General features: G+C 65.8%; 17 protein-coding genes. 10 read left to right on the top strand and 7 right to left on the bottom strand.

Translation table 11 applies throughout. The annotated features are described in order from the left end of the window. Positions 1-8 precede the first annotated feature (8 nt). The 5 genes from ACP7AX_RS00060 to ACP7AX_RS00080 all read right to left on the bottom strand — a co-directional run bounded on the left by ACP7AX_RS00060 (position 9) and on the right by ACP7AX_RS00080 (position 9,966). Complete coding sequence (locus ACP7AX_RS00060) at positions 9-6,155, bottom strand: Ig-like domain-containing protein (RefSeq protein WP_426224919.1); 6,147 nt, start codon at positions 6,153-6,155, stop codon at positions 9-11. 207 nt (positions 6,156-6,362) lie between these two features. After that, a complete protein-coding gene (locus ACP7AX_RS00065; protein ID WP_131682026.1) occupies positions 6,363-7,478 on the bottom strand; it encodes an adenylate/guanylate cyclase domain-containing protein in 1,116 nt (371 codons plus the stop codon). Beyond that, positions 7,468-8,085, bottom strand: a complete 618-nt coding sequence (locus ACP7AX_RS00070) for a PH domain-containing protein (protein ID WP_426224920.1) — start codon at positions 8,083-8,085, stop codon at positions 7,468-7,470. The genes ACP7AX_RS00065 and ACP7AX_RS00070 overlap by 11 nt, the downstream gene beginning before the upstream one ends. Beyond that, complete coding sequence (locus ACP7AX_RS00075; protein ID WP_426224921.1) at positions 8,078-8,998, bottom strand: biotin--[acetyl-CoA-carboxylase] ligase; 921 nt, start codon at positions 8,996-8,998, stop codon at positions 8,078-8,080. The genes ACP7AX_RS00070 and ACP7AX_RS00075 overlap by 8 nt, the downstream gene beginning before the upstream one ends. An 83-nt stretch (positions 8,999-9,081) precedes the next feature. Continuing rightward, positions 9,082-9,966: an SDR family oxidoreductase gene (locus ACP7AX_RS00080; protein ID WP_426224922.1), complete on the bottom strand. Its 885-nt coding sequence runs from the start codon at positions 9,964-9,966 to the stop codon at positions 9,082-9,084. Between the two features lie 237 nt (positions 9,967-10,203). On the opposite strand from ACP7AX_RS00080, the gene ACP7AX_RS00085 reads away from it, so the two are divergent. The 4 genes from ACP7AX_RS00085 (at position 10,204) to ACP7AX_RS00100 (ending at position 15,448) form a co-directional block, all read left to right on the top strand. Next, positions 10,204-11,787 (top strand): acyl-CoA carboxylase subunit beta, encoded by a 1,584-nt coding sequence (locus tag ACP7AX_RS00085; RefSeq protein WP_426224923.1) that lies wholly within the window; start codon positions 10,204-10,206, stop codon positions 11,785-11,787. Then, complete coding sequence (locus ACP7AX_RS00090) at positions 11,784-12,014, top strand: acyl-CoA carboxylase subunit epsilon (RefSeq protein ID WP_426224924.1); 231 nt, start codon at positions 11,784-11,786, stop codon at positions 12,012-12,014. The genes ACP7AX_RS00085 and ACP7AX_RS00090 overlap by 4 nt, the downstream gene beginning before the upstream one ends. A gap of 9 nt (positions 12,015-12,023) precedes the next feature. Then, positions 12,024-13,709, top strand: a complete 1,686-nt coding sequence (locus tag ACP7AX_RS00095; protein ID WP_426224925.1) for a DUF885 domain-containing protein — start codon at positions 12,024-12,026, stop codon at positions 13,707-13,709. Between the two features lie 275 nt (positions 13,710-13,984). Then, the gene (locus ACP7AX_RS00100; protein WP_426224926.1) at positions 13,985-15,448 is read left to right on the top strand and encodes a dicarboxylate/amino acid:cation symporter; all 1,464 of its coding nucleotides are present in this window, start codon (positions 13,985-13,987) and stop codon (positions 15,446-15,448) included. 72 nt (positions 15,449-15,520) lie between these two features. Here the strand turns inward: ACP7AX_RS00100 and ACP7AX_RS00105 are convergent, their stop codons facing one another. After that, complete coding sequence (locus ACP7AX_RS00105) at positions 15,521-16,090, bottom strand: hypothetical protein (RefSeq protein ID WP_426224927.1); 570 nt, start codon at positions 16,088-16,090, stop codon at positions 15,521-15,523. Positions 16,091-16,250: 160 nt separating this feature from the next. Between ACP7AX_RS00105 and ACP7AX_RS00110 the strand changes: the two genes are divergently transcribed. The 6 genes from ACP7AX_RS00110 to ACP7AX_RS00135 all read left to right on the top strand — a co-directional run bounded on the left by ACP7AX_RS00110 (position 16,251) and on the right by ACP7AX_RS00135 (position 23,389). Beyond that, on the top strand, positions 16,251-16,946 hold the full coding sequence (locus ACP7AX_RS00110) for a TetR family transcriptional regulator (RefSeq protein WP_131682034.1): 696 nt from the start codon (positions 16,251-16,253) through the stop codon (positions 16,944-16,946). 1 nt (position 16,947) lies between these two features. Then, positions 16,948-19,473 (top strand): MMPL family transporter, encoded by a 2,526-nt coding sequence (locus ACP7AX_RS00115; RefSeq protein ID WP_426224928.1) that lies wholly within the window; start codon positions 16,948-16,950, stop codon positions 19,471-19,473. A gap of 9 nt (positions 19,474-19,482) precedes the next feature. After that, positions 19,483-20,181, top strand: a complete 699-nt coding sequence (locus ACP7AX_RS00120; RefSeq protein ID WP_426224929.1) for a Maf family protein — start codon at positions 19,483-19,485, stop codon at positions 20,179-20,181. 130 nt (positions 20,182-20,311) lie between these two features. Beyond that, a complete protein-coding gene (locus tag ACP7AX_RS00125; protein ID WP_426224930.1) occupies positions 20,312-22,126 on the top strand; it encodes an acetyl/propionyl/methylcrotonyl-CoA carboxylase subunit alpha in 1,815 nt (604 codons plus the stop codon). A gap of 19 nt (positions 22,127-22,145) precedes the next feature. Further along, positions 22,146-22,586: a YybH family protein gene (locus ACP7AX_RS00130; protein WP_426224931.1), complete on the top strand. Its 441-nt coding sequence runs from the start codon at positions 22,146-22,148 to the stop codon at positions 22,584-22,586. A gap of 71 nt (positions 22,587-22,657) precedes the next feature. Next, entirely contained in the window at positions 22,658-23,389 is a 732-nt protein-coding gene (locus ACP7AX_RS00135; protein WP_426224932.1) for a glutamine amidotransferase, read from the top strand. A gap of 100 nt (positions 23,390-23,489) precedes the next feature. Here the strand turns inward: ACP7AX_RS00135 and ACP7AX_RS00140 are convergent, their stop codons facing one another. Beyond that, the gene (locus tag ACP7AX_RS00140; RefSeq protein WP_131682040.1) at positions 23,490-24,902 is read right to left on the bottom strand and encodes an MFS transporter; all 1,413 of its coding nucleotides are present in this window, start codon (positions 24,900-24,902) and stop codon (positions 23,490-23,492) included. Positions 24,903-25,017 lie beyond the last annotated feature (115 nt).

Genomic DNA, 25,017 nt, shown 5'->3' on the forward strand with positions numbered 1-25,017 from the left:
GCGGGCGGCTATGGTGTCGCTCCTACCGGGAACGTGCATGCCGGCACTCCGCTCTGTCCGGGCGGGCCAATCAAGGTGTGTGTGGAATTGATCCAGCGGGTGGCGTTCGGCGAACCCCGCATGATGTAGTACCACTGGCCGTCCCCGCTGTACGTGGTGCCGTGCGGCTTCCAGCACATGATGTCAAAGACGTCGGTATTGCCCATCCACGGCCGGTCGAAGTTGCTCTGGCCGTCACAGGTATTAGGACCCGGGTCATAGGACGTGGGCCCGGGCAGGTCCGTGCAGCTGCGGTACATCCCGGTGTTGAGCCGCGTGGTCCAGCGAGTCTTCTCGGGTCCGGACTGTGCGGAGGCAGACGCCACCGGGCCACCTGTGCCGCGGGAGTTGACTGTCTGGACTTCGATCCGGTGGGGTTCGCTGAAACCACCGGTGTTGATGGTCCGGCTTCCGGAGGCGGCAACGCGTTCCCAGCCCCCGTTGTCGATTTTGATCTGGGTGTAGGCGACGTCGTTTGTGGCCGTTGATGGGGAGTTCCAGCTGAAGCTGAGGTTCTTCTGGTTCTCCGCTCCGTTCTGCCCGGAGGCCGACGGCGTCCCGGGTGCGCCGTAGGGATTCGCGGTTGCTCCGGCGCTGGCATCGGAACTCGGCGCCACGCTGGAGTGCGCGGTGACCGTGATGGTGGTCGCGGCCCCGTTTGCGAAGCCTCCCTTGGTGTCCCCCCGGCTGACCGGCCCGGACTGGCCGGTGGTGGCGTAGTACGTGTAGCTGATCTCGCCATACGCGGACCCGTTGCGTTCGGCCGCCGTAAGTTCATTGAAGTTGATGATCACTTGACCGCCGGCGCCCCCGGTGTTGGCCTCGGCCACACTGACTCCGGAGACCTGGCTGAGCTTGCCGGTAGCACGCCGCGGCGCGGACGGCGCGCTGGCGGCACCCTTCCCGGCTTTGTTTTCGGCCTGGACGGTGAAGGTGTACGTGGCCTCTGAGTTGTTGGCCGTGAAGTTCGCGGTCCGGACGGTACCGGCAACCTGCTGGGTCTGCGCGGCCCCGCCGCCGCCGCTCATGGTGACGTAGTAGGTCTTGATGGCATCGCCGTTGGTGTTCGGCTCGGTCCAGTTGACCTTCAGCTGGTTGGACGTTCCCACCGATGACGCAACCGATGTTGTCGGGGCTGCCGGGGCAGCCGGCACTCCGGCAGGGTTGTCCTCAGCCGAGTACAGCCCCCAGTCGGAGGGCCCCAGTTCGTTGACGGCCTGGGCCCGGACCTTGTACCGCACGCCGTTCGTCAGGCCCGGCCAGGTGTAGGTCAGTCCGGTCACGCCGTTCTTTACGGCGATCCCGCTGGCCGGGGGCGGGGAGATCTCCAGGTTGTAGTTTTTCACTGCCGAGCCCTCGGTCTTCGCCGCGGCCCAGTTGATCACCATGTCCTTGTCCCCGGCCTTGACCGTGGGTGCCTCCGGCGGCGAAGGCTTCTCATCCGGCCTGATCTCGTTGGAGGACTGCGATGGGACGGACTCCCCCACCTCGTTGGTGGCAGTGACCGTGAAGACGTACTTCACATCGTTGGTCAGGCCGTTGAGGGTGCAGGTGGTGGTTGCACAGTCCTGGCTGAACCCGCTGGAGCTCACTGTGTACTTACTGATGGTGGCGCCGTTATCCGAAGGCGGCGTCCACTTGAGCACGGCCGTGCGGCTGCGCACATCCGTCGCCGTGGGGGCGGACGGCGCGTCCGGCTTATCCCGCACCGTGATGCGCACGCGGCCGTCGGTCTGCCGGGAGACGTCGTCGGTCTTGTCCATCACCGTGTAGCGGATCACCATCACGCCCTTGAAGCCGTCGGCCGGGGTGACCGTAATGGAGTCGCCGGCCACTACGGGCTGGCCGGCGGCGGATCCTGTTTCCACCGTGGCGGCGACGATCCGCAGCGGAGTGTCGCTGAAAGGGTTGAAGTCGTTGGCCAGGACGTTGATGGACTCGGTCTTGCCGGCGTTGGCCTTCTCGATCACGTCCTCGTTCGCAACCGGCATGGGCCGGTTGGAGGCCACCACGGTTGCGGTGACGGTGGCTCTGGCAGGCTCGGAGCGGCCGTCAGTGACCTTCAGCGGAATGCTGCCCTTCCAGCCCGCTCCCCTGCTGGAGTCTGCGGTGACCTTCAGGGTGGCGCCGTCCAAGGTGGCGTTGAATCCTTCCGGGAGCGTGCCGTCCAGCTCAAACCTGAGTTTCTCCTGGTCCCCGGGGTCCACGTCCTTGGCCAGGTTACCCAGTTCAAGGGTGGCGGACTCAGCCTTGGGCACGTCCAGGGAGGTGCCGCTGAAGGAAGGCTGGTTGTTGGCGTTGGGATCCGGGATGACCTTGGTGATGATGCTCAGTGTGGATTTGAGGCCCTGCGGATCCTCGGGACCGGAACCATCGGTCACCTCGAAGGTGACCGAACCCGGCCCCACGTAGTCCTCGAGCGCCGCGTAACGCAGCTGGTCCCCGCTGCCGTTGCCCGGCACTACGTTCTGCGGGTCGGCTCCCTGGACGCGGACCTTGTCCACCTGGGTGATCCGCGGCGAGCGGCCTTCCCGGACGCGAACATATTCGTTCAGGTCCAGGATGATCTCTTTACCTGCCATCACTTCGACCACTTCGGAGCTGGCCAGGGTGGGATGCTGTTCGCCCTGGCCGGGGACCCAGATGACAGCGGTCGCGCTTTGACCGTCGATGTCGGTGACGGTGTACGGGACCAGCTGGTCGTTCGGGGCGAGGGTCACAACAACGTTTCCGTCGCCGCCGTCGCGGGCGTTCGGGTTGCCGTCCGGGAGGCTGATCTTCAGCTCGGCGGCGACGCCATCGGGATCGGAATCGTTTTTCAGGACCGGGACGTCCACGGCGGACTTGCCGAGCGTTTCGGCCTGCGTAACAACGTCGTCCTTGGCCAGCGGCAGCTTGAGGGCGGCGTCCGGGCTCACGCGGACACGGATCACGGCACTGCCCTGGGCTTTTTTGTCGTCCTGGATCTTATAGGCCACGCTCTCGTTACCTGCGGTGTCCGGCGCGGTAAGGAGTACCTTGCCGCCGTCGGCTGCCTCCACGGCGAGTTCCGGGCGGGCCTCGAAACCGTTGCTGACCAGGCTGATAGGGTCCCCGTCGGGGTCCGAGTCATTGGTCAGGGCGTCGACGGCGATCTTGCGGCCGGGCCGGACGTCCACGGAATCATCGATGGCGATGGGCTTCTGGTTGTTGGCTTCCTGGGGTGCGATTCCGACGATCACGGTGCCGGTGTTTTCGGCGCCGATCCGGTCCCGAACCCGGTAACTGAACGTGTCCGTTCCGGCGGCGTTGCCGGCGGCGGTGAATTCGAGGTAGCCGTCCTTGACCACGGCTGTGCCCATGGAAGGGGCTTTGTCGACGCCGGTCAGCTGGACGGAGTCGCCGTCGGTGTCCACGCCGTCCAGCGGGACAGGGATTCGGACGGTCATGCCGGCCACCACGCGGGCGGTGAGGTTCCTGGGTTCGGGGCGGGTGTTGCGCTCGTCGTCGCGGGCCCTGATGCGGATGGCAACCTGCTGGGAGTCCGACTGACCGGACGCGTTGGTGACTTTGTAGATCGCGTAGACAGTCTTCGGGACCTCGCCGGCGATGAAGCGCAGCACCCCGCCCGAGGTGAAGGTGCGTCCGTCAGCGGCGTCCGGCTGCTGGGCCAGGACCGGTTCCAAGGTCAGCTGGCCGCCGTTGGGGTCCGTGTCATTCTCCAGTACGGGAATGGTGACCACGTCCCCGGTCCGCACTGTTCCCTCATCAGGTTTGGCTTGCGGTGCCTGGAGTTTGGCGGGCGCGGGGACCACCAGTACGGCGATCTCCCCGCTCGCGGAGGACTTGCCGTTGGAAATGGTGTACTTGACGCTCAGCTGGCCTTCGGCACGGAGGTCCGTGATCCTGACAACTGAATGGTCCAGCACGGAGACGCTGACCGGGAGCCCGTCCGCCGCAGTCACGGACTGCACCACCAGCACGCCGCCGGAAGGATCGGAGTCGTTGCCGAGGACATCCACCAGGACGTTGCCGCCGCTGGGGAGCAGTGCGGTGTCTCGGACGGCCACCGGGGCGCCGTCGCCCCCGCCGGGGACAACGTCCACGCGGACCAGCTGCTGGGCGCTGGCCGGACCGTTCGTGACGAGGTAGGTCACGTAGTGCGCACCCTCGGCGGCCGAGTTGAAGGTGAAGGTCTGCTGGTCCGCGCCCATGGTGGCGGTCGAGTTGCCGTCCGGGGCGACCTGGGCGAGCCGGAGCGCACCGCCCTGCGGGTCCGAATCGTTCTTCAGCGGGGCGATCACGGTGTCCACGCCGGCGACGGCCACGAGGTGGTCAGCGTTGGCGATCGGCGGCAGGGCCCCGGGGGCGCGGACGTCAACGGTGACCTTGCCCTCGGCGGAGGACCGGCCGTCCGAGACGGTGACCGTGACGGTTTTGCGCGCGGCTTCCGTGCCGGCGTCCTGGAAGCTGAGCAGCCCGTCCGGACGGACCTTGACCTGGTCCCGTGGATCGCTGCTGACTGCACCCACAACGAACAGGTCGTCGCCGTCGGGGTCAATCCAGTCCGTGAGGATGTTCTGGGCGACGTTCTTGCCGGCCTGGACCACCAGCGTGGTGTTGCGGTTGGGCTTTTGCCGCGGGGCGGAGTTCTCTCCCGGCGGGACGATGTTCAGCGTGACGTCGGCGCTGGCGGAAAGCCCGCGTCCGTCGTCGACCGTGTATTTGAAAGTTTCCGAGCCTGACTTGTCCGCCCCGACGCTGACCTGGAAGCCGGTGGCGCCGTAGATGGGCGCGAGCACCCCGGATTTGAGCGGGTCAGCGCTGCGGACGGTGAGGATATCGCCGTCGGGATCGGTGTCGTTGTCCAGTACGGGAAGGATGGTGGTCTTCCCTGCGCGCACGCCGAAGGTGTCCGGGTTGGCGGCCGGCGCGCTGTTGGGTTTGGTGCGGTCCGGGAGCACCGTCTGCTGGACTTCGTCGGCGGAGTCCTTGTCCGCGTCGTCGGAGGTCTGCTGGGGCGGGATGACGTCGTCCCAGTTGTTCACGAGCTGCATGTTCTGGTTCACCAGCCACACGTTCCCGGAGTTCACGTCATTGAGAACCACCAGGTCCCGGTTCACCCGGAAAACATACGACGGCGACGCACTCGCCTTGGGCACATCCACGTTCTTGTCATCAGCATCATTGACGCAGTCCCGCACGTACTTGTTCGCCCCGGACCACGCCGCATGCACACAACCGGCCAACTGCACCGGCGCCGCCGGCACACCCTCTCCATCGAAGCCCACCGTCTTCGCCGTCGAACCATCCAACGGCTGCTTCAACAACGCCTTAGGCGTCGAAATCGCCACAAAATCACTGGCCGGCCCGCCCTGCTGCAACTTCGCATCCCGCGCACCCTCAAGCTGCAAACGCTTCCCGCCCGGCAGGAACAACTTCCCCGCAGCAGCATCGAGCACCACAGGCTTATCCCCCACCACCGTGATCTGCAGGTCCCCCGCGCCCTTCAACTCACCCCACGTAATCGAATCCGTTGACACCACCACACCATTGACATCAACCCCGGTCACCGTGACAACACCGGACTTCGGGTCCGCCGAATAAATCCGGTCATCCGCCCCAACAGCCGAGACGGTTCCAGCCGATCCTGTGAGGACCGGTTCCGTGTTCTCCTCGTCGAATCCGCTGAGCGTTGAGGGCGAGAGCGCCCAGACCTTGCCGTTGGCGGCGTCCGTGACGGCGATGACATCGGCGCCAAAGTTCACGTCCGCCGAGCCCGGGAGTTTTTTGTCCCCGCCAAGGCGCATGTTCGCGGGCGAAACCTGGTTCAAGGTGGACCCGGCGTTGTCATCGACGAAGACGTTGCTGGCGTCCTGCAGGATGTCAAAGGTGGTGCTCGCAGGCGTCACCGCACCATCAAGGACACGCGAGGGGTAGTTCAGCCGCCCCACGGCGTTCTTGGACTTGGAGACAACCCACACACCGCCGTCGTTCAGGTCCACCTCGGTGGTCTTGAACCCCGGGTAAATGATGGCGCCCGCAACCAAGGCAACACCGGCTACGGCAAAAGCCGTACCCGAAATGAGTTTGTTATGCCGCTTCTTGAGACCAAGCTTCCCCAGCAGTGATGTCACAGCGTCAGATATCCTTCAAAAATTTAGGTTCCCCCGGCCGGCCCGAGACAAGGCCAGCGCTTCCGATAACAGCCTACCGATTGATTCATTAGCCGTGAGCTGGCTGTGCTGGCGCAACTCCCCAACACAGCAGCCGGATACCCCGACTATAGCCGAATCCCCATCAAGTGGATAAATTCGTGACGCCCGAGTAATGCCCGGGCAAAGCTAGTCCAGGATCAGGCCCTTGCCCTGGCCGCGCTTCAGCAGGACGGGGTGGATTTCGCCGAAGCCGCGGACGTTTTCGGAGGGCTGCGGGAGAAGGATGAAACGTTCGTCCTGGTCCAGGGCTGAGGCTGTCATCGAGTCGATCAGTACCGTTCCCGGGTCAGCCAGGCTGGTGAGGCGCGCGGCGAGGTTGACCGTGGGGCCGTAGATATCGCCGAGCCGGGACAGGATCCGGCCCCAGACCATGGCCACCCGTGCCTCGGGAAGGATTTCGTCCTCCGTAAACGCCTGGGCCAGGGCGAGGGAGATCTCGGCTCCCGCTGCCGGGGTCTCGGCAACGTAGAGCACTTCGTCACCAACGGTCTTGACCAGCCGGCCACCGCCCACCGAAATGATCTCGGCGCATTTGTTCTCAAAGCGCTGGACCAGGCGGGCGAGGGTCTTTTCGTTCATCCGGCGGGACAGGCTGGTGTAGGAAACCAGGTCAGCGAAGCCGACGGCGCGCGCCAGTGGCAGCGGTGCGTCGTCTTCGTCGCCCTCGCGGCCCTCTTCGCTGGCCTGCAGGCCGGCTTCCGCGCGAACGCCCAGCCTCTGGACTCCGGCGTTAAGCTGGCGCCGCCAGGAGTAGACCAGCATCTCTTCGAGTGCATCCACCAGCATCGGCAGTTCGTTGACCAACCGCTTGCGGGCCACGGCGTCCGTGACCCCCTGCTCGTGGACCATGTCCTCCACCAGCGCCTCGATCTGCCAGACCACCATCCGGTCTGTCATCTGGCCGATGGCGCGGGTCACGGAAATGGCGGCTTCCTCGGTGAGTACGCCGGTGCGGACCAGGTCCACCACGGTGGAGAGCGCGGCCTGGTCCCGCTCGGTGAAGGCGACGTCCTCGTCCCCGAAGTTCGGAAAGCCCAACGCCCGCCACAGCTTCCGTGCCGAGAGGAGGGACAGTCCGGCCCCTGCTGCCACTTCCCGGCGGCGCAGTTTCCGCTCACCGCCAAGGAGTTTGGTTTCAAGTGCTTTGGCAGCCAAGCGTTCCGCGGACAGGGTGCCGGTGGCCGGGTGGGCATTTCCGGGCGCGGCGGGATCCGGCAGCTGGTGCTGGTCCTCATCGTTCATCGTGTCCACCTTCTCTCAACTCCCACGGCAACGCCTGGTCCGGGTAATCCATGACGCCGGCGTCGTCGAATCTTCCGTCAGTCCCCTGATCCCCGGTCTCAGGCAATTCGTCCATGGCATCCAGCACGAAGTCCCGGAACCGGGCTGCTTCCGGGACATCCTGGATGACCACCACGCCGTGGTGACCGGATTCCAAGGATATATTCCCGGAGCGCAATATGCGCTGCAGCACCGTCTGGTGGACCGTTACATTGCGGATTGAGGCCAGATTCACCTGCACATCCCGGCGCCTCATCAGGCCATAGCGGGCAACAATGCGGCGGTTTGTCAGCGTGTAGCGTGTCCCCTGCCACCGGAGGAGCCGGGGCAGGCAGTAGGCCAACCATATCCAAACCACGGCAAGGATGCAGGCAAGAACGATCCAAGGGGTCCAGTCGGCGTTCAGCTCCGGAATCAGCCGGGCCGTTTCCCCCCGCATTGTCCAGGCACTGGCAAAAGCCGCAGCGGCCGGCGCGGCGATAAAGGCTACTACGGGACCTGCCAGTTTCCTCGGCTGCGGGCGGGTGGCCGTAATGACCTGCTCGCCCGGAACGAGGTCTTTACGCATAACCGCCGTTCGCACCCTCGGGAGGCTCAGTGCCCGGTGGGGTCCAGGGGCGCAGGTGAACAACGTCGCCGGCGGTCACCACATGCTCGCGGGAGTCCTTGTCCACCACGAGCAGTGAGCCGTAATCATCAAGCCTGGAGGCGTGCCCGATGATTTCGTGGTCACCGGGAAGTTGCGCCTTTACCTGCTTGCCCAGCGTCACCATTACAGATTCAACCCGTTTGTGCAGCGACGGTCCGCCCGCAAGTCCGGCCGCGGGATCGCCGTCGGCGTTGCAGAAGCCGCGGTAGAGCACGGCGAAGTGGGAGAGGTAACTCTTCAGGAGCAGGGTCCGGTCGGTGGTCAGCGGCTGTTCCAAGGCAACCGACGTGGCAGTGGGCACCGGCAGCTCTTTTTCAGTCAGGGTGACGTTCAGGCCGGTACCGAGGATGACCGGGGGCACAGCTCCATCACCCATAGGCCCTAACTGGGCGAGGATTCCGGCGATCTTCCGGCCACGGACCAGGATGTCGTTGGGCCATTTGAGCTCGGCCGGGATGCCCGTGGTCTCCAGCAATGTTTCCCGGAGCGCCAGAGCCCCCAGCAGTGAGAGCCACGAGTATGTGTGGGTGGGCAGGGGCCTGCCGTCGGCGTTGGCCGGCCGCAGGACCAGGGAAACGGACAGGGAGCTCAGCGGGGGCGACTCCCAGCGGCGGTCAAGGCGGCCGCGGGCTGCGCTCTGGTATTCCGCCGTCAGCACCGAGAGGTCAGGCCATTCCGCCGGCTCGACCGTCACGGACCGCAGGAGATCCGCGTTGGTGGAGCCGGTGGAGTCCACCACTACCACCTTGGCGATGCCGGTGGCTGCCAGGAAATCCTGGTCTGCCAGGGCTCCGCGGTTCAACGGATTGCCTTGGGCGTGTGAGTCATCCATGGTTGAATCCTATCGACTCACGGCTACCCTGCTGCCTTCCGGCCGGCCAACATGTCTGAACGGTGACGCGGCGGAACAGCGGCTCAGAGGAAGATGTCCGGAACCAGGTGGTCCTCTGCGGCGCCGAGGCTGTAGGGCCGGAAATCGGTGACTCCTGCCGCTGCGAGGACCTGTTCGTCGGTGTAGAAGTTGCCGCTGGGCGCACCGTCTGCGGCAAGGTTGCTGCCGGTCAGGATTGCATGGGCGGCATCGGCCATGATCTGCGGACCGCGGGCGGCCTGGACCATGGCCTGGCCACCGGGCATGTTCCGGATGGCAGCGGTATCGATGAGCGTGCAGGGCCAAAGCGAATTCACGTTGATGCGATCGGCCTTGAGTTCCTCGGCCAGGCCCAGGGTGGTGAGGCTCATGCCGTACTTAGCCATGGTGTAGGCGAGGTGCCTGCCCGCCCACTTGGGGTCAAGGTTCAACGGCGGGGACAGCGTAAGGATGTGCCCGTTGGCGGATTGACGCAGGGCAGGCAACGCCAGCTTGGACATCAGGAAGGTGCCCCGGACGTTGATGTCCTGCATCAGGTCGTAGCGCTTCATGTCGATGTCATCCGTGGTGGACAGATCGATCGCGGACGCATTGTTGAGCACAATGTCTATCCCGCCGAAGCGTTCGACGGCGGCTGCCACGGCATTGGCGACATCCTCATCGCTGCGGACATCACCCACGAGCGGCAGGGCCTGGCCTCCGGCGGCTTCGATGTCCGCGGCGGCAGTGTGGACGGTGCCGGCGAGCCTGGTGTGGGGCTGGCCGGTCTTTGCCAGCAGGACAATGTTGGCACCGTCCCTGGCCGCCCGGAGGGCAATGGCCAGCCCGATGCCGCGGCTGCCGCCGGACATCAGGATGGTGCGGCCCTCCAGGGAACCGGTGGATTGGTAGGGGGCCGCGGCGGTCCGTGCGTCGTTGCTCGAAGTCATGGATCCAACTGTAGCCGACATATGTTACTGGCGAGTAACATGCTACGAGCGCGGCGGAAGTAGGCCGAAAATTGTAGGTTTTCTACAGCGGCCCTGGCCCAGGGCTTCATTAGACTAGCGAGCAGGGTCCGTTTTTTGTGTGGAATCTACTTAATCCCGCAGCCAGCCGTGCCCGTACCACCGCAAGAAGCACCACATTGTGACAGCACCAATCTGCTACAGAGCCGGAGACACTGAATGAGCCACGATCTGACAACGACAGCGGGAAAGATCGCCGATTTCCGCGACCGCCAGGCCCGTGCAGAACAGCCCTCCGGCCCCGAAGCCATCGAAAAGCAGCACGCCCGCGGCAAGAACACAGCCCGCGAGCGCGTGGAGCTCCTGCTGGACGAAGGCTCCTTTGTAGAGTTCGATGCCCTGGCCGTGCACCGCTCCACCGCCTTTGGCATGGAAAAGAAGAAGTTCCTCGGCGACGGCCTCGTCTCGGGCTACGGCACCGTGGACGGCCGGCCGGTGGCGGTTTACAGCCAGGACTTCTCAGTGTTCGGCGGCTCCCTGAGCCAGGTGAACGGCGAGAAAATCGTCAAGGTCCAGGAATTCGCCCTGCGCAACGGTTGCCCGGTGGTGGGCATCCTCGACGGCGGCGGAGCCCGCATCCAGGAAGGCGTGGCCTCGCTGGCGATGTTTGCCGATATCTTCCGGAACAACGTCCACGCTTCGGGGGTGGTGCCGCAGATTTCGCTCATCATGGGCCCGTCGGCCGGTGGCGCGGCCTACTCCCCGGCCCTCACCGATTACGTGGTGATGGTGGATAAGACCTCGCACATGTTCATCACCGGACCGGACGTCATCAAAACCGTCACCGGCGAAGACGTGGACATGGAAACCCTGGGCGGGGCGCGGCAGCACAACGCCACAACGGGAACCTCAACCTACCTGGCCTCCGATGAGGCCGACGCCATCGAATTTGTCCGCGAACTGCTGGACTTCCTGCCCTCCAACAACCTCGCCGAGGCCCCCGTCCTGGAGCACCAGCAGGAGCTGGAACTCGACGACGACGACCTCGCCCTGGATGCGCTCGTCCCGGACTCGGCCAACCAGCCGTACGACATGCGCACCGTCATCAGCCAGATCGTGGACGACGCGCACTTCCTGGAGATGCAGTCCCTGTACGCCCCGAACGTGATCATCGGCTACGGCCGCGTTGAAGGCCATACGGTGGGAATCGTGGCCAACCAGCCGCTTCAGTTTGCCGGCACGCTGGACATCGCCGCGTCGGAGAAAGCCGCCCGCTTTGTCCGCCACTGCGATGCGTTCAACATCCCCATCATTACCCTGGTGGATGTTCCCGGTTTCCTGCCCGGCAAGGACCAGGAGTTCCAGGGCATCATCCGCCGCGGCGCGAAACTGCTGTACGCCTACGCCGAGGCGACCGTCCCCAAGCTGACAGTCATCACACGCAAGGCCTACGGCGGCGCCTACATCGTGATGGGCTCCAAAAAGCTCGGCGCGGACCTCAACCTGGCCTGGCCCACAGCGCAGATCGGCGTCATGGGCGCCCAGGGCGCGGTCAATATCCTCTACCGCCGCGAACTGGCGTCCGTCGCCGAGGCCGGCGGAGACGTTGAGGCCCGGCGAGCCGAGGTCATCACGCAGTATGAAGAAGAACTGCTCAACCCGTACCAGGCCGCCCAGCTTGGCTACATTGACGCCGTTATCGCACCATCCGAAACCCGGCCCCAGATCATCAAGGGCCTGCGGGCATTGCGTGACAAACGGGCCACCCTGCCCACCAAAAAACACGGAAACATCCCGTTGTGAGCGGCCAGGACAATCCGGCGGAAGAGTCCGCGGAACCCCTGTTCTCAGTAGTGAAGGGGCAACCGTCCGCAGAGGAACTCGCGGCGCTCACCGCCGTCGTCCTTTCCTTAAGCGGCACGGAAGCCGCTGAGGCGGGCAAGCCCACAGTCCGGCACTGGGTCCGCCGCCAGCAACTTCGGCTTGCCCCCACGCCGGGTCCCGGCGCGTGGAGGCGGAGCCGGGGTTAGGCTCTTGGGGTGACTACCGAAACCGCCCCCGCCACCCGTCCCCACACCGCTATTGATGCAGTGGCGGATGACTACACGGACACACTGATCCGGCTGGATCCTTCGTTTGCCACCATCCTGGGAATCCCGGGCCGCGAGACCGAGTACCCGGACCACTCCCCCGCCGGCATCGCCGCCTTCGCCGCGGAGGCCCGGAACGCGCTCGCTGCCCTGTCAGGCCTCGAACCACAGGATGATGTTGACGCCGTCACCCTGGACGCGATGCGTGAGCGGCTGGGCCTCCAGCTGGAAATCCACGAGTCCGGGTGGGATCAAGCCGCTCTCAACAACATCGCATCGCCCGCTCAGGACATCCGGGCCATCTTTGACCTGATGCCCACCGAAACGGCCGAGCAGTGGGAGCACATTGCCGGCCGCGCCCTGAACGTTCCCGGCGCCGTCCGCGGCTACATCGACGCACTCCGGACGGCAAGGGACGCGGGAAAGGTTTCAGCGGCGCGCCAGGTCTCAGCCGTCATTGAACAGGCCACCAAGTACGCCGCCGGGGACGGCTTCTTCGCGAAGCTCGCGGCCGGGGCGCGGACCGCTTCCGGTCCCCTGCCGGAGAAGGCCCAAGAAGAGCTCGACGCCGGCGCTGACGCCGCCCGCGGTGCCTACACGGAGCTGGCAGAATTTCTCCGCACTGAGCTGCTTCCCGCCGCCCCGCAGAAGGACGCGGTGGGCCGGGAGCGCTATGCCCTCGCCTCGCGCTCCTTCCTGGGCGCCGCCGTCGACCTCGAGGAGACCTACGCGTGGGGCGTCCAGGAACTCGACCGCCTCATCGCCGAGCAGGAAAAAGTGGCGGACACCATCAAACCCGGGGCCGGCATCGCCGAGGCCAAGGACATCCTCAACAATGATCCGGCACGGCAGCTCAAGGGCACCGACGCACTCAAGGCCTGGATGCAGGAACTTTCGGACAAGGCCGTGGCAGACCTCGCCGGAGTGCACTTCGAAATCCCCGACGTCATGAAAAAGCTCGAATGCCTGATCGCCCCCACCGATGAGGGCGGCATCTACTACACCGGCCCGTCGGACGACTTCAGCCGTCCCGGCCGGATGTGGTGGTCCGTCCCGGCCGGCGAGGATACCTTCACCACCTGGGCCGAGACCACCACCGTGTTCCATGAAGGAGTTCCCGGCCACCACCTGCAGGTAGCCACGGCCACCTACCGGCGGGAACTGCTCAACAACTGGCGGCGGAACGTCTGCTGGACCTCGGGCCACGGCGAAGGCTGGGCCCTGTACGCGGAGAAGCTGATGCAGGAACTCGGGTACCTCACCGACCCGGGAGACCATATGGGCATGCTGGACATGCAACGGATGCGGGCCGCCCGCGTGGTGTTCGACATCGGCGTCCACCTGGAAATGCCGGTCCCCGAGCGCTGGGGCACCGGCACCTGGACTCCGGACAAGGGCCACGCCTTCCTGAAGGAGAACCTGCCCATCAGCGAGGGCCAGCTCAGCTTCGAGTTCACCCGGTACCTCGGCTGGCCGGGCCAGGCACCGTCTTACAAAGTGGGGCAGCGGCTCTGGGAACAGATCCGCGCCGAACTTGAAGCCCGGCCCGGCTTCGACCTCAAGGAGTTCCACACCCGCGCCCTCAACATCGGCTCCGTAGGGCTCGACACCCTCCGCCGGGCACTGCTCTCCTGACCCAGGTCCCGTGGTCACCTCGGCCCGGCGAGGCTGCCTTCCTCTGCTTGCTGCTCCTTCGTCGCTCTGACGCAAGCTGCCGGAAGGCACCCCCGGCGGGCCTTTTGCTTCACCGGAGGCGAGAGATACAGCACACCCGCCCCGGGAATAACTTAACAATCACCCCTGGTTTCCAGAGTTTTCCGGGGATCTTCGAGCCGCGCCAGCAACATGTCCGCGTAATATTTCTCAACGTTCGCTCGCTGTGCTAGGCATTCGCGACCTAGCGTGTTCTGGTGAGCACTCAAACCCGCACCCCCGAATCCGCAGGAAAGACCGGCTTCCAGCTGCCCAAGTGGGCTGGCTCGTTCGGTTTCCAGATCATCGCCGCCCTCATTGTGGGGCTGGGCCTCGGCTTGTTGGCCAAGTACACGGGCAGCACCAAAACGGAGCCCAACGGCCTGGGCGCCACACTGCAGACCATTGGCTCCAGCTATGTTTCGCTGCTCCAGACCGCCGTGGTGCCGCTGATCTTCACGGCTGTGGTCAGCTCCATCTCGAACCTGCGCCAGGTCTCCAACGCCGCCAAACTGGCCTGGAATACCCTGATCTGGTTTGCCATCACCTCGCTGATCGCCGTACTGATCGGCATCGGGCTTGGTGTGCTCCTGCAGCCCGGCGCCAACACCGGCATCACCCAGGAAGCCAAGTACGCCGGCAAGTCCGGCGACTGGTGGTCCTTCCTGATCGGACTGTTCCCCAAGAACTTCCTGGGGCTCGGTGCCAGCTCCACCGTGACCGAAAGCGCCAACGCGGCCACCACTGTCAGCACCTCCGTCAGCTTCAACGTGCTGCAGATCCTGGTGATCGCCATCGCGGTCGGCGTGGCCGCGCTCAAGGTGGGCAAGGCGGCCGAGCCTTTCCTGAACCTCAATGCTTCCGCCCTCGCAGTGATCCAGAAGGTCCTGTGGTGGATCATCCGGATTGCCCCCATCGGTACCGTCGGCCTGATCGGCAACGCCGTGGCCGTCTACGGCTGGGACACCATCGGGGCCCTGGGCAAGTTCACCTTCGCCATCTACGTGGGCCTCGCCCTGGTGCTGTTTGTGGTCTACCCGGTCCTGATCCGCACCCACGGCCTGTCCGTGAAGCAGTACTTCTCCGGCGTGTGGCCGGCCGTGCAGCTGGCGTTCGTCTCCCGCTCGTCGGTGGGCACCCTGCCGCTGACCCAGCGGGTCACCGAACGCAGCCTGGGTGTTCCCCGCGCCTACGCCTCGTTCGCCGTGCCCCTCGGTGCCACCACCAAGATGGACGGCTGCGCAGCGATCTACCCGGCCATCTCAGCCATCTTCGTGGCCCAGTTCTTCGGCGTCCAGCTCGACTTCACCCAGTACCTGCTCATTGCCCTGGTCTCCGTCCTCGGCTCGGCAGCAACGGCCGGCACCACCGGCGCCGTGGTGATGCTCACCCTGACGCTCTCCACGCTGGGACTCCCGCTGGCCGGCGTCGGCCTCTTGCTGGCGATTGACCCCATCCTGGACATGGGCCGCACCGCGGTGAACGTGGCCGGCCAGGCGCTGGTTCCCACCATCGTGTCCAAACGCCAGGGCATCCTGGACGAGGCGCTTTATAACGCGCCCCGCAACGGCACGCCGTTTGTGGACGACGACGCCGACACCCCCGCCGGGGATACCGCCACCACCGCCGGAGGTACCGGTTCACCCGACGCCGGGCGGGAACTGGCCGAAGCGAAAGCCTGACATCCGTCACGTTGTGACGAAAAGCAGTCCCCGGGATTTATCCCGGGGACTGCTTTTCTTTGATTTCCCTGCTTAGCGGCCGCCGCCCCCGATCACCCCGGCTTCGACAGCCTTGGTGACGGCATCCGCTTCAGCCTGGGTCAGTTTGCCGTCCGTGACAGCCTTATCCAGCTTCGTCTTCAGGGCAGCAGCCTTTTCGGCCTGCGCCTCGCTGCGGAGCTCCGCCAGGGCGGTGGTGACCTTGGCCTCCTCGATGCCCAGTGCTTCAGCCAGGGACTTGGCGAGGGCCGCATCCCGGGCAGCAGTATCCGGCTTTTCGCCCTCAGCCGGCTTTGTGGCGGGCTTGTTGGCCTCGCGGGCGGCCTTCAATGCGTCAGTGACCTTGGCCTCCTCGACGCCCAGCTTGGTGGCGAGTCCGGCAGCGTCCACGCCGCGGATGCCGCCGTGGCCGTGACCGCCGCGCCCGCCCTTGCCGTCGGCCGGAGCGGCGCCGGTGCTGCCATCCGCCGGGGCGCTCGAGCTGGCACTGGGTGTGGGCGTGGGCGTGGTGGTTGCCGAGGCCATCCCGGCGATCCCGATTCCGGCTCCCAGGGCCAGGGCTGTGGCCGTGACGCCCAGCGTAATTCTCTTTGTGCGTACCATGTGTGTCTCCTGGATCTGCCGTCCGGTGACGGCTGGTCATGTTGCCCCATGCGGGACACTCCCAGTCTTGGGCCGCAGGATCAGCCGGAGCTGTCGGGAACCTTTCATCTTCCTGTGAATCAAGTTGCGCGCCGTGCAAACTTGCACGTAGTGTAATTTCATGTCCGAAATACTCTCGCGCCGTGAGCTCAACAAGGCCGCCACCCGCCAGGCGATCACCAACGCCGCCCTGACGCTGCTGCGGGGAAAGGGCCCGGGAAATTTCACAGTGGAGGACATCGCCGAGACAGCCGGCATTTCGCGGCGCACTTTCTTCAACTACTTCAGCAGCACCGAGGCTGCCTTGGCCTCTGTCACGCACGGGTTCCTGGACAGCGTCCTCCAGCAGTTCCGGCAGCGGCCCGCCAACGAGCCCATCCTTGAATCCGCCCGCGCTGCCCTGATGCAGCTTGCGGACCCCATGACAGTGGCTCCGCTCGCTGAACTCTTCACCCTGATGCAGGAGAACGCCCTGCTGTCCCGCTCGGAACTTGAGGCCTGGGACCACTGCACCGAACAGATCATCGGCGCAGCGCGGGAACGATTCGCTGCAGCGCCCGGCGCCGAAGTGGACGAGCTCTACCTCCGCTCCTTTGCCGGGTCAGTCATCTCCTGCGGCAAGGCGGCGATGGATGTGTGGTTTATCCGCTGCGGCGCCGATCTGTCCCCCACATCGCTATCCACCCTCCGCCAGCTCCTGATTGACGCCATGGGCCACCTCGGCACCGGCTTCAGCAGCGCAGCCACCGGCACCCCCGCTGCGCGAACCGCGGCATCGACCTCCACCTCCCCTACCCTCCTCAAAGAACGGCTCTGACATGGCCCTGTTGCTCTACCGGCTAGGCAAGTTCTCCTACCGCCACCGCTGGCTGGTCATTTCCCTCTGGCTCGCGGCGCTGGTTGCAGTCGGCGGATCCGCCGCCGCCTTCCACGGCACGCTGTCCAACAACTTCCAGATCCCGGGCACAGAGACCCAGCGGATCGCGGACAAGCTGAAGCAGGAACTGCCCTCAGCTTCGGGCGGTTCCGCCACCATCGTCTTTGAAGCACCCGCAGGCGGGTTCACGGACGGGAGCCGGGCGGCCGTTACGGATGCCTTGAACGAGCTCCGGGAGCTGCCTGACGTCAAGGGCACCGTGGACCCCTTCGCCACCCAGGCGCAGCTGGACCAGGCCTCGACGGCCATCGCCGAGGGTGAACAGCAGCTCGCTGCCGGCCAGGCCCAGCTGGACGCCTCCCGCGCCCAGCTCGACGCCGGAAAGGCGCAGCTTGCCGCGGCGGAGCAGCAGCTCGCTGCAGCCGGAGCACCGGCAGCCGTGATCGAGGCCCAGCTGGCCCAGCAGAAGGCAGCGATGGCACAAGGCCAGGCCCAGCTCGACGCCGGCGCCCAGGAACTCGAGGCCGCCAAGGCCAAACTGGAGCTGGGCAAACGCCAGGCGGAGGCATCCCAGGGCGTCCGCTTCGTCTCCGAGGACGGCCAGGCGGCTGTGGCACAGGTGCAGTTCAACACCTCCATCAATGCGCTCACCCCTGCCGTCCGCGACCAGGTGCAGGAGATCGCCCACGCAACATCCGCTGCCGGGGTCACGGCCTTGGCCAGCAAGGAAATCACCGAGGATATCTCGGAACTCTTTGGCGCAGCGGAAATCATCGGCGTGGGCATCGCCGCCCTGGTCCTGATCCTGATGCTTGGCACGCTCATTGCAGCCGGCTTGCCGCTGCTGATGGCGATCATCGGTGTGGGCGTCGGGGTGGGGATCACCTTTGCCCTGTCCGGCCTGTTCGACATGAGCTCCATCTCCCCCATGCTTGCGCTGATGCTCGGCCTGGCAGTGGGCATCGACTATTCCCTGTTTATCGTCAACCGGCACCGGACCCAGCTGCTGGCGGGGATGGATGCGGAGGAGTCGGTGGCACGCGCCACGGGAACGTCCGGCAACGCGGTGCTCTTCGCCGGCCTGACAGTCATTATTGCCCTGGCTGCCCTGGTGGTCCCCGGGCTGCCGTTCCTCAGCGTGATGGGCCTGGCCGCGGCCGGGACCGTGGCGGTGGCGGTCCTGGTGGCGCTTTCCCTGACCCCGGCCATGCTGTCCCTGATCGGACGCCGCATCATCTCCAAACGCGCCTGGGCAAAGGCCGAAGCCCACAACGCCGAAGCCGGCCATGAGGTGGCGGACGAGGCCCGGGACGAGGAGAAAAGCACCCGCGGCTGGGGCGGCCTGGTGACGCGCCACCCGGTGGTGGCCCTGATCGCCGGAGTACTCCTGCTGGGCACCTTGGCCCTCCCTGCCGCGCAGCTCCAGCTCGCACTGCCCGACGGCGGCTCCGAACCCGTCGACTCCGAGGCGTACCAGGCCTACAGCCTGACTGCCCGCAGCTTCGGCGAAGGCGTCACCGGCCCGATTGTGGTGGTGGGTGAATTCCCCGCCGGACTGGACGCCGCGAAGGCCCAGGAACTGCAGTACGACGTCGCGGACCTGATCCGTGGTGTGGACAACGTAGTGGCCGCCGTTCCGGTGGCGCTCAGCGAGGACCGCCGGACCGCCGTGTTCCAGGTCATCCCCGAAGAGGGGCCCGCCAAGGCAGGCACCGTGCAGGTGGTCAGCGAACTGCGCGAACGCGGCTCGCAGATCCAGTCCGAAACAGGAGTGACCATCGGCCTGACCGGCCAGACCGCCGGCAACATCGATGTCTCCACGAAACTCGGTGACGCCCTGCCGCCCTACCTGGCGATCGTCGTCGGACTTTCCCTGATCCTCCTGCTGCTGGTGTTCCGCTCCATCGTGGTTCCCCTGCTGGCAACGGGCGGCTTCCTCCTGTCGCTGGCCGCCGCGTTCGGCCTCGTGGTGGCGGTCTACCAGTGGGGCTGGCTGGGCGGCGTGTTCGACGTCGCCAACCCCGGCGCAGTGCTGAGCTTCCTGCCCATCATCCTGATCGGCGTACTCTTCGGCCTGGCCATGGATTACCAGGTGTTCATCGCCTCCGGCATGCGCGAGTCCTATATGCACGGCGCCCCGGCGAAGAAGGCCGTGCGCATCGGCTTCAGCCACGCAGCAACCGTGGTCACCGCCGCCGCAATCATCATGGTCAGCGTCTTTGCCGGCTTCATCTTCAGCCACCTGACCATGGTCCGGCCGCTGGGCTTCGCCATGGCGTTCGGTGTGCTGCTGGATGCCTTTGTGGTGCGCATGACGATTGTTCCGGCGCTGATGTACCTGCTCGGCGAAAAGACCTGGTGGCTGCCCAGGTGGCTGGACCGGATCCTGCCGGACGTGGACGTGGAGGGCGCCAAACTCGAACGCCTGGCGCCCGGCACGGACAAGGTCAGCGAGCCCGTCCACTAGGCTTAAACCGTGACCCGCCTGATCCTTGCCTCCCAGTCCCCCGCCCGCACCAAACTCCTCGCCGAGGCCGGCATCCGGCATACGGTGCTGGTGTCCGATGTGGACGAGGACGCAGTCCAGGCCCGCTACGGCGTCACGGATCCGCACGATACCGCGCTGCTGCTCGCCCGGGCCAAGGCGGAGGCGGTGGCAGCGCTGCCCGAGGCGGAGGGCGCGCTGGTGATCGGCTGCGACTCCGTCTTCGAGTTCAACGGCGAGTCGCACGGCAAACCGTACACCGCCGCCGTCGCCCGCGAACGCATGCTCCGGATGAGCGGGAACAGCGGGGTCCTGCACACCGGCCACTGGCTGGTGGACTGCCGTGCCACCGCCGCCGGGAACGAGCCATCCGACGCCTCCGGCGTGGAGGTGGAGGACGGAACGCCCGACGGCGGCGCACCGGCGCCGGGATCGGGCGCCACTCTCGGAGCGGTCGCCTCCGCGGAAGTCCACTTCATGGACATGGCACCGGAGGAAATCGACGCGTACATCGCCACCGGCGAGCCGCTGAACTGTGCCGGCTCGTTCACGATCGACGGCCTGGGCGGCGCCTTCATCCGGAAGGTCGACGGCGACCCGCACGCCGTCGTCGGGCTGTCCATTTCCACGCTGCGGAACCTCCTCGGGCAGGCAAACGTCCGCATCACCGAGCTGTGGCCTGCGGCCTAAAGCGAAACAATTCCGCAAGGCTTTGTAGCTTCCCTACAAAGCCTTGCCCGTTTACGCGCGGAATCAGCAAGTAATATCGGCGGAACCCACAAAATCGCGCTAGGCTCCCTGAAGGAAAGAAGGAGACGCCTTGTCAGCAAATTTGGAGCAGTCCGCCAGTCCCGTGCAGTCAAACCTCACCAAGGTGCTGATCGCCAACCGCGGAGAAATCGCCGTCCGGATCATCCGCGCGGCCCGCGATGAAGGCATTGCCTCCGTGGCTGTCTACGCGGATCCTGACCGCGATGCCCTGCACGTCCGGCTTGCCGACGAAGCCTACTCCCTGGGCGGGAACACCGCCGCCGAGTCCTACCTGGTGATGGACAAGATCATCGACGCAGCCCGGCAGTCCGGTGCCGACGCCATCCACCCCGGTTATGGATTCCTGGCCGAAAACGCCGAGTTCGCCGCTAAAGTGATCGACGCCGGCATCACCTGGATCGGCCCCTCCCCCGCCGCGATCTCGGCTCTGGGCGACAAGGTGCAGGCCCGCCACATCGCCGAAAAAGTCGGCGCCCCGCAGGTCCCCGGCACCGCCGATCCGGTGGAATCCGCCGAGGAAATCCTTGAATTCGTGGACAAGTTCGGCCTGCCGGTGGCCATCAAGGCCGCTTTCGGCGGTGGCGGCCGCGGGATCAAGGTGGCCCGCACCCGCGAGGAAATCCCCGAACTCTTCGAATCCGCCGTACGTGAAGCCGTCGCCGCGTTCGGCCGCGGCGAATGCTTCATTGAGCGCTTCCTGGACGCCCCCCGCCACGTTGAAACCCAGTGCCTCGCCGATGCCCACGGCAACGTGGTGGTGGTCTCCACCCGTGACTGCTCGCTGCAGCGCCGCAACCAGAAGCTGGTGGAGGAAGCCCCGGCACCGTTCCTCACCGAAGAGCAGAACCGCCGCCTCTACGAATCCTCCAAGGCGATCCTGAAGGAAGCCGGTTACCTCGGTGCCGGCACCTGCGAATTCCTGGTGGGCCAGGACGGCACCATCTCCTTCCTCGAAGTCAACACCCGCCTCCAGGTGGAGCACTGCGTCTCCGAAGAGGTCACCGGCATTGACCTGGTCCGCGAACAGTTCCGGCTGGCCCGTGGCGAAGCTCTTGGCTACGGAGACCCCGAGGTCCGCGGCCACTCCATCGAGTTCCGCATCACCGGCGAGGACCCTGGCCGGAACTTCATGCCCGCGCCCGGCACCATCACCACCCTGAAGAACCCCACGGGTCCCGGCATCCGGATCGACTCCGGCGTGGAGCAGGGCGATGTCATCAGCGGCAACTTCGACTCGATGCTCTCCAAACTGATCGTCACCGGAGCCACCCGCGCCCAGGCCCTGCAGCGTTCCCGCCGGGCCCTGGAGGAAATGGTGGTGGAGGGCATCCCCACCGTCATCCCCTTCGACCTCGCCGTGGTCACGAACCCTGCCTTCGCCCCCGCGGAGGGACCCTTCAGCATCCACACCCGGTGGATCGAAACCGAATTCGTCAATGACATCCCCGCCTGGACGCCCACCGGCACCGACGCTGAAACGCCCGACGCCGGCGAACGCCAGCGCGTGACGGTTGAAGTGGGCGGCAAGCGGCTGGAGGTAGTCCTGCCGGCTTCCCTGGCTTCGATGGGGACCGGCCCCGGTGCCGGTGCGAAGCCCGCCAAGTCCAAGAAACGCCTCCGTTCCGGCGGGCAGGCTGCAGCCGCCACCGGCAACGCCCTCACCTCTCCGATGCAGGGCACCATCGTCAAGGTAGCCGTGACCAACGGCGATGCCGTGACCGAGGGCGACCTCGTGGTGGTGCTTGAAGCGATGAAGATGGAACAGCCCCTGACCGCGCACCGCTCCGGGATCATCGTTGGCCTGGTTGCCGGGGCCGGCGAGACTGTTTCCGCCGGCGCCATCATCGCCACGATCGAAGACTAGACCCTGCCGGAGGCACACCATGCTTGCACCAAGTTTTGAAGAAGAAGTGGACCGCTACCACCTGGCAGTCCCGGAGATCACGCGCGGAAACCCGGGGCCGGTGAAGGACCTGTACTCCAGGCTCGACGACGTCACGCTGGCCAACCCGTTCGGCGGCATCGCGCGTGGCTGGGCGCAGGTGGAAGCCCGGCTGGACCAGGCTTCCCGGTATTTCCACGACGGCGAGATGCTCGGCTTCGACACCATCACGTCCTATAAAGCCCTGAACACCGCGTACCTCGTGGAAACCGAACATTTTAAGGCCCGGGTAGAGGGAGCCCCCGCCCCCGAGGAATTCGCGCTGCGCGTTACCAGCATCTTCAGGCGGGAAGAAGGGCTCTGGAAACTCGTCCACCGGCACGCGGACCCCGCAGCGCAGCCGCAGTCCCGGCATTCACTGACGGAGCCTGCCGGCCTCTGAGAAGCAGCCGACACGGTACCCCACCTGCCCCACACTGGAATCAGGGTTCGGCTCCGGGGCACACTTAGCGTGTGAAGCCTTTCCTGCTCCTGGCCTCCCGGGCCGAAGATGCCGCCGCCGAGGACGAGTATGCCGCCTACCTGAGGTACGGGCAGCTGGCACCGGGACAGCTCCGGCGCATCCGGCTGGAGGCCGCTCCCCTGCCGGACCTTGACCTGGCCGAGTACTCGGGCGTGATCGTGGGCGGCAGCCCCTTTACCTCCAGCGACCCGCCGGACCAAAAGAGCGCCACCCAGCACCGGGTGGAGCGGGAACTGGCTGCCCTGCTGGACAGGATTGTTCCCCTCGACTTCCCTTTCCTTGGCGCCTGCTACGGCGTGGGAACACTGGGCACCCACCAGGGCGCCGTCGTCGACCGCACGTTCGGCGAGCCCCTGGGCGGGGTGGAGATCGAACTGACCGAAGGAGGCCTCACAGACCCCGTCCTGCGCGGGATGCCGCGGAGCTTCACCGCCTACACGGGCCACAAGGAGGCCGTCACTGCGCTGCCGTCCGGCGCTGTCCTGCTGGCGACGTCCGCGGCGTGCCCGGTGCAGATGTTCCGGATCAAGGAGAACCTGTACGCCACCCAGTTCCATCCTGAGCTGGATGTGGACGGCCTGGTCACCAGAATCGACATCTACCGCCACGCAGGGTACTTCCCGCCGGAATCGGCCGAGGACCTCATGGAAAGCGCCCGCCAGTTCAGCGTCACCGAGCCCACCAACATCCTGAAGAACTTCGTGGCCCGCTACGCCGATTGAACGCCGCGGACACAGCAAAGCCCGGCGCGTCCCTGGAACTTCAGGGATCACGCCGGGCAGTGCCGTCAGTAACCGGGGTGGAACGTCCGGCGCCCGGGCGTCAGGCTACGTTGTTCTCGTAGTCCAGATCGCGGGTTTCCTTGCTGACAAAGAGGGCGATGAGGGTCAGCACCGACATAGCGGTGAGGTAAACGCCCACCAGCACGGGGCTGCCGTCAGCGAGTTCCCACAGGGCCACGGCGATGAACGGAGCCACTGCGGCACCCAGGATGCTGGACACGTTGTAGCTCACGGCGGAGCCGGTGTACCGCACGTTGGTGGGGAACAGTTCCGGCAGCAGCGCACCCATGGGACCGAACGTCAGTCCCATCAGCGAGAAGCCGATGATGAGCAGGGCCATGGTGCCCACAAAGCCGCCGCTGAACAGCGGGACAAACAGCAGGCCGAAGACGAAGATGCCTCCGGTGACGGCCAGCAGCATCTTGCGCCGGCCGTACTTTTCGGCGAGCGGTCCGGAGACCAGGGTGAAGATGCCGAAGAAGACGACGCCGGCAATCAGCATCCAGAGGAAGTCGTTGCGGGCGAAGCCCAGCCCGGGGACGAACGCTGCCGCGGCAGCTTCGGTCATCGGCTTGCCGGCCTTCTCGGCCGCGGCCTTGGCAGCATCCAGGGTGGAAGCACGGGTGCCGTAGGTCAGCGTGAACGTGGTCATGAGGTAGAAGAGCACGTACGTGGCGAGCATGATGAAGGTGCCCAGGATCAGCGGGCGCCAGCTGGTCTTGAAGACCCGGGCCAGCGGGAGCTTGGCCACCTCGTTGGATTCGAGCACCTTGGTGAAGGCAGGCGTTTCGATGAGCTTCAGGCGGACGTACAGGCCGATGATCACCATAACGGCGCTGAGCAGGAACGGAACGCGCCAGCCCCAGGCCAGGAAGTCCGCCGGGGAGAGGGCGTAGCTGGCCACCAGGAAGATCACGTTGGCGATGATGAAGCCGATGGGGGCACCAAGCTGCGGGAACGTGCCGTAGATGGCGCGCTTGTTGGCGGGGGCGTTCTCGGTGGCCAGCAGCGCTGCACCGCTCCACTCACCGCCGAGGGCCAGGCCCTGGGCGAAGCGCATGACCACCAGCAGTGCCGGGGCCCAGAACTGCCAGCCCGGCACCAGTGCGGTGGGCAGGCAGCCGATGAGGAAGGTGGCAATACCCATGGTCAGCAGCGATGCCACCAGGGTGCCCTTCCGGCCGAACTTGTCACCGAAGTGGCCGAAAACGATTGATCCGAGCGGGCGGGCAACGAAGGCCACACCGAACACGGCGAACGAGCTGAGCAGCTGCGTGGTTTCGTTCTGGTTGGGGAAGAACAGCGACGGGAAGACCAGCACAGCAGCCGTGGCGTAGACGTAGAAGTCATAGAACTCGACGGTGGTGCCGATCAGGCTGGCGACGATCACGCGGCCGCGCGAGTTCACCGCCTTGGGGGATCCTGGCTCCGCGGAGGTTTGGGTGGATGACATAGAAACACTTTCCTGAGGACCGGCCGGGCAACGTGAGACCCCGGCATGCAGTAGTTAGATTTCAATATTAGTTCCCGGCGTCCAGTCAATGGACAAATAGTCCACTATCTGGACC

Origin of the sequence: Pseudarthrobacter sp. DSP2-3-2b1 (assembly GCF_049895945.1) — a bacterium.
GTDB lineage: Bacteria > Actinomycetota > Actinomycetes > Actinomycetales > Micrococcaceae > Arthrobacter.

What these genes read in the sequence shown, in the direction of transcription:
- ACP7AX_RS00065 (WP_131682026.1), bottom strand. Translation starts at nt 7,478, where the DNA reads ATGAACGATGAGGACCAGCACCAGCTGCCGGATCCCGCCGCGCCCGGA.
- ACP7AX_RS00070 (WP_426224920.1), bottom strand. Translation starts at nt 8,085, where the DNA reads ATGCGTAAAGACCTCGTTCCGGGCGAGCAGGTCATTACGGCCACCCGC.
- ACP7AX_RS00075 (WP_426224921.1), bottom strand. Translation starts at nt 8,998, where the DNA reads ATGGATGACTCACACGCCCAAGGCAATCCGTTGAACCGCGGAGCCCTG.
- ACP7AX_RS00080 (WP_426224922.1), bottom strand. Translation starts at nt 9,966, where the DNA reads ATGACTTCGAGCAACGACGCACGGACCGCCGCGGCCCCCTACCAATCC.
- ACP7AX_RS00085 (WP_426224923.1), top strand. Translation starts at nt 10,204, where the DNA reads ATGAGCCACGATCTGACAACGACAGCGGGAAAGATCGCCGATTTCCGC.
- ACP7AX_RS00105 (WP_426224927.1), bottom strand. Translation starts at nt 16,090, where the DNA reads ATGGTACGCACAAAGAGAATTACGCTGGGCGTCACGGCCACAGCCCTG.
- ACP7AX_RS00110 (WP_131682034.1), top strand. Translation starts at nt 16,251, where the DNA reads ATGTCCGAAATACTCTCGCGCCGTGAGCTCAACAAGGCCGCCACCCGC.
- ACP7AX_RS00115 (WP_426224928.1), top strand. Translation starts at nt 16,948, where the DNA reads ATGGCCCTGTTGCTCTACCGGCTAGGCAAGTTCTCCTACCGCCACCGC.
- ACP7AX_RS00130 (WP_426224931.1), top strand. Translation starts at nt 22,146, where the DNA reads ATGCTTGCACCAAGTTTTGAAGAAGAAGTGGACCGCTACCACCTGGCA.
- ACP7AX_RS00140 (WP_131682040.1), bottom strand. Translation starts at nt 24,902, where the DNA reads ATGTCATCCACCCAAACCTCCGCGGAGCCAGGATCCCCCAAGGCGGTG.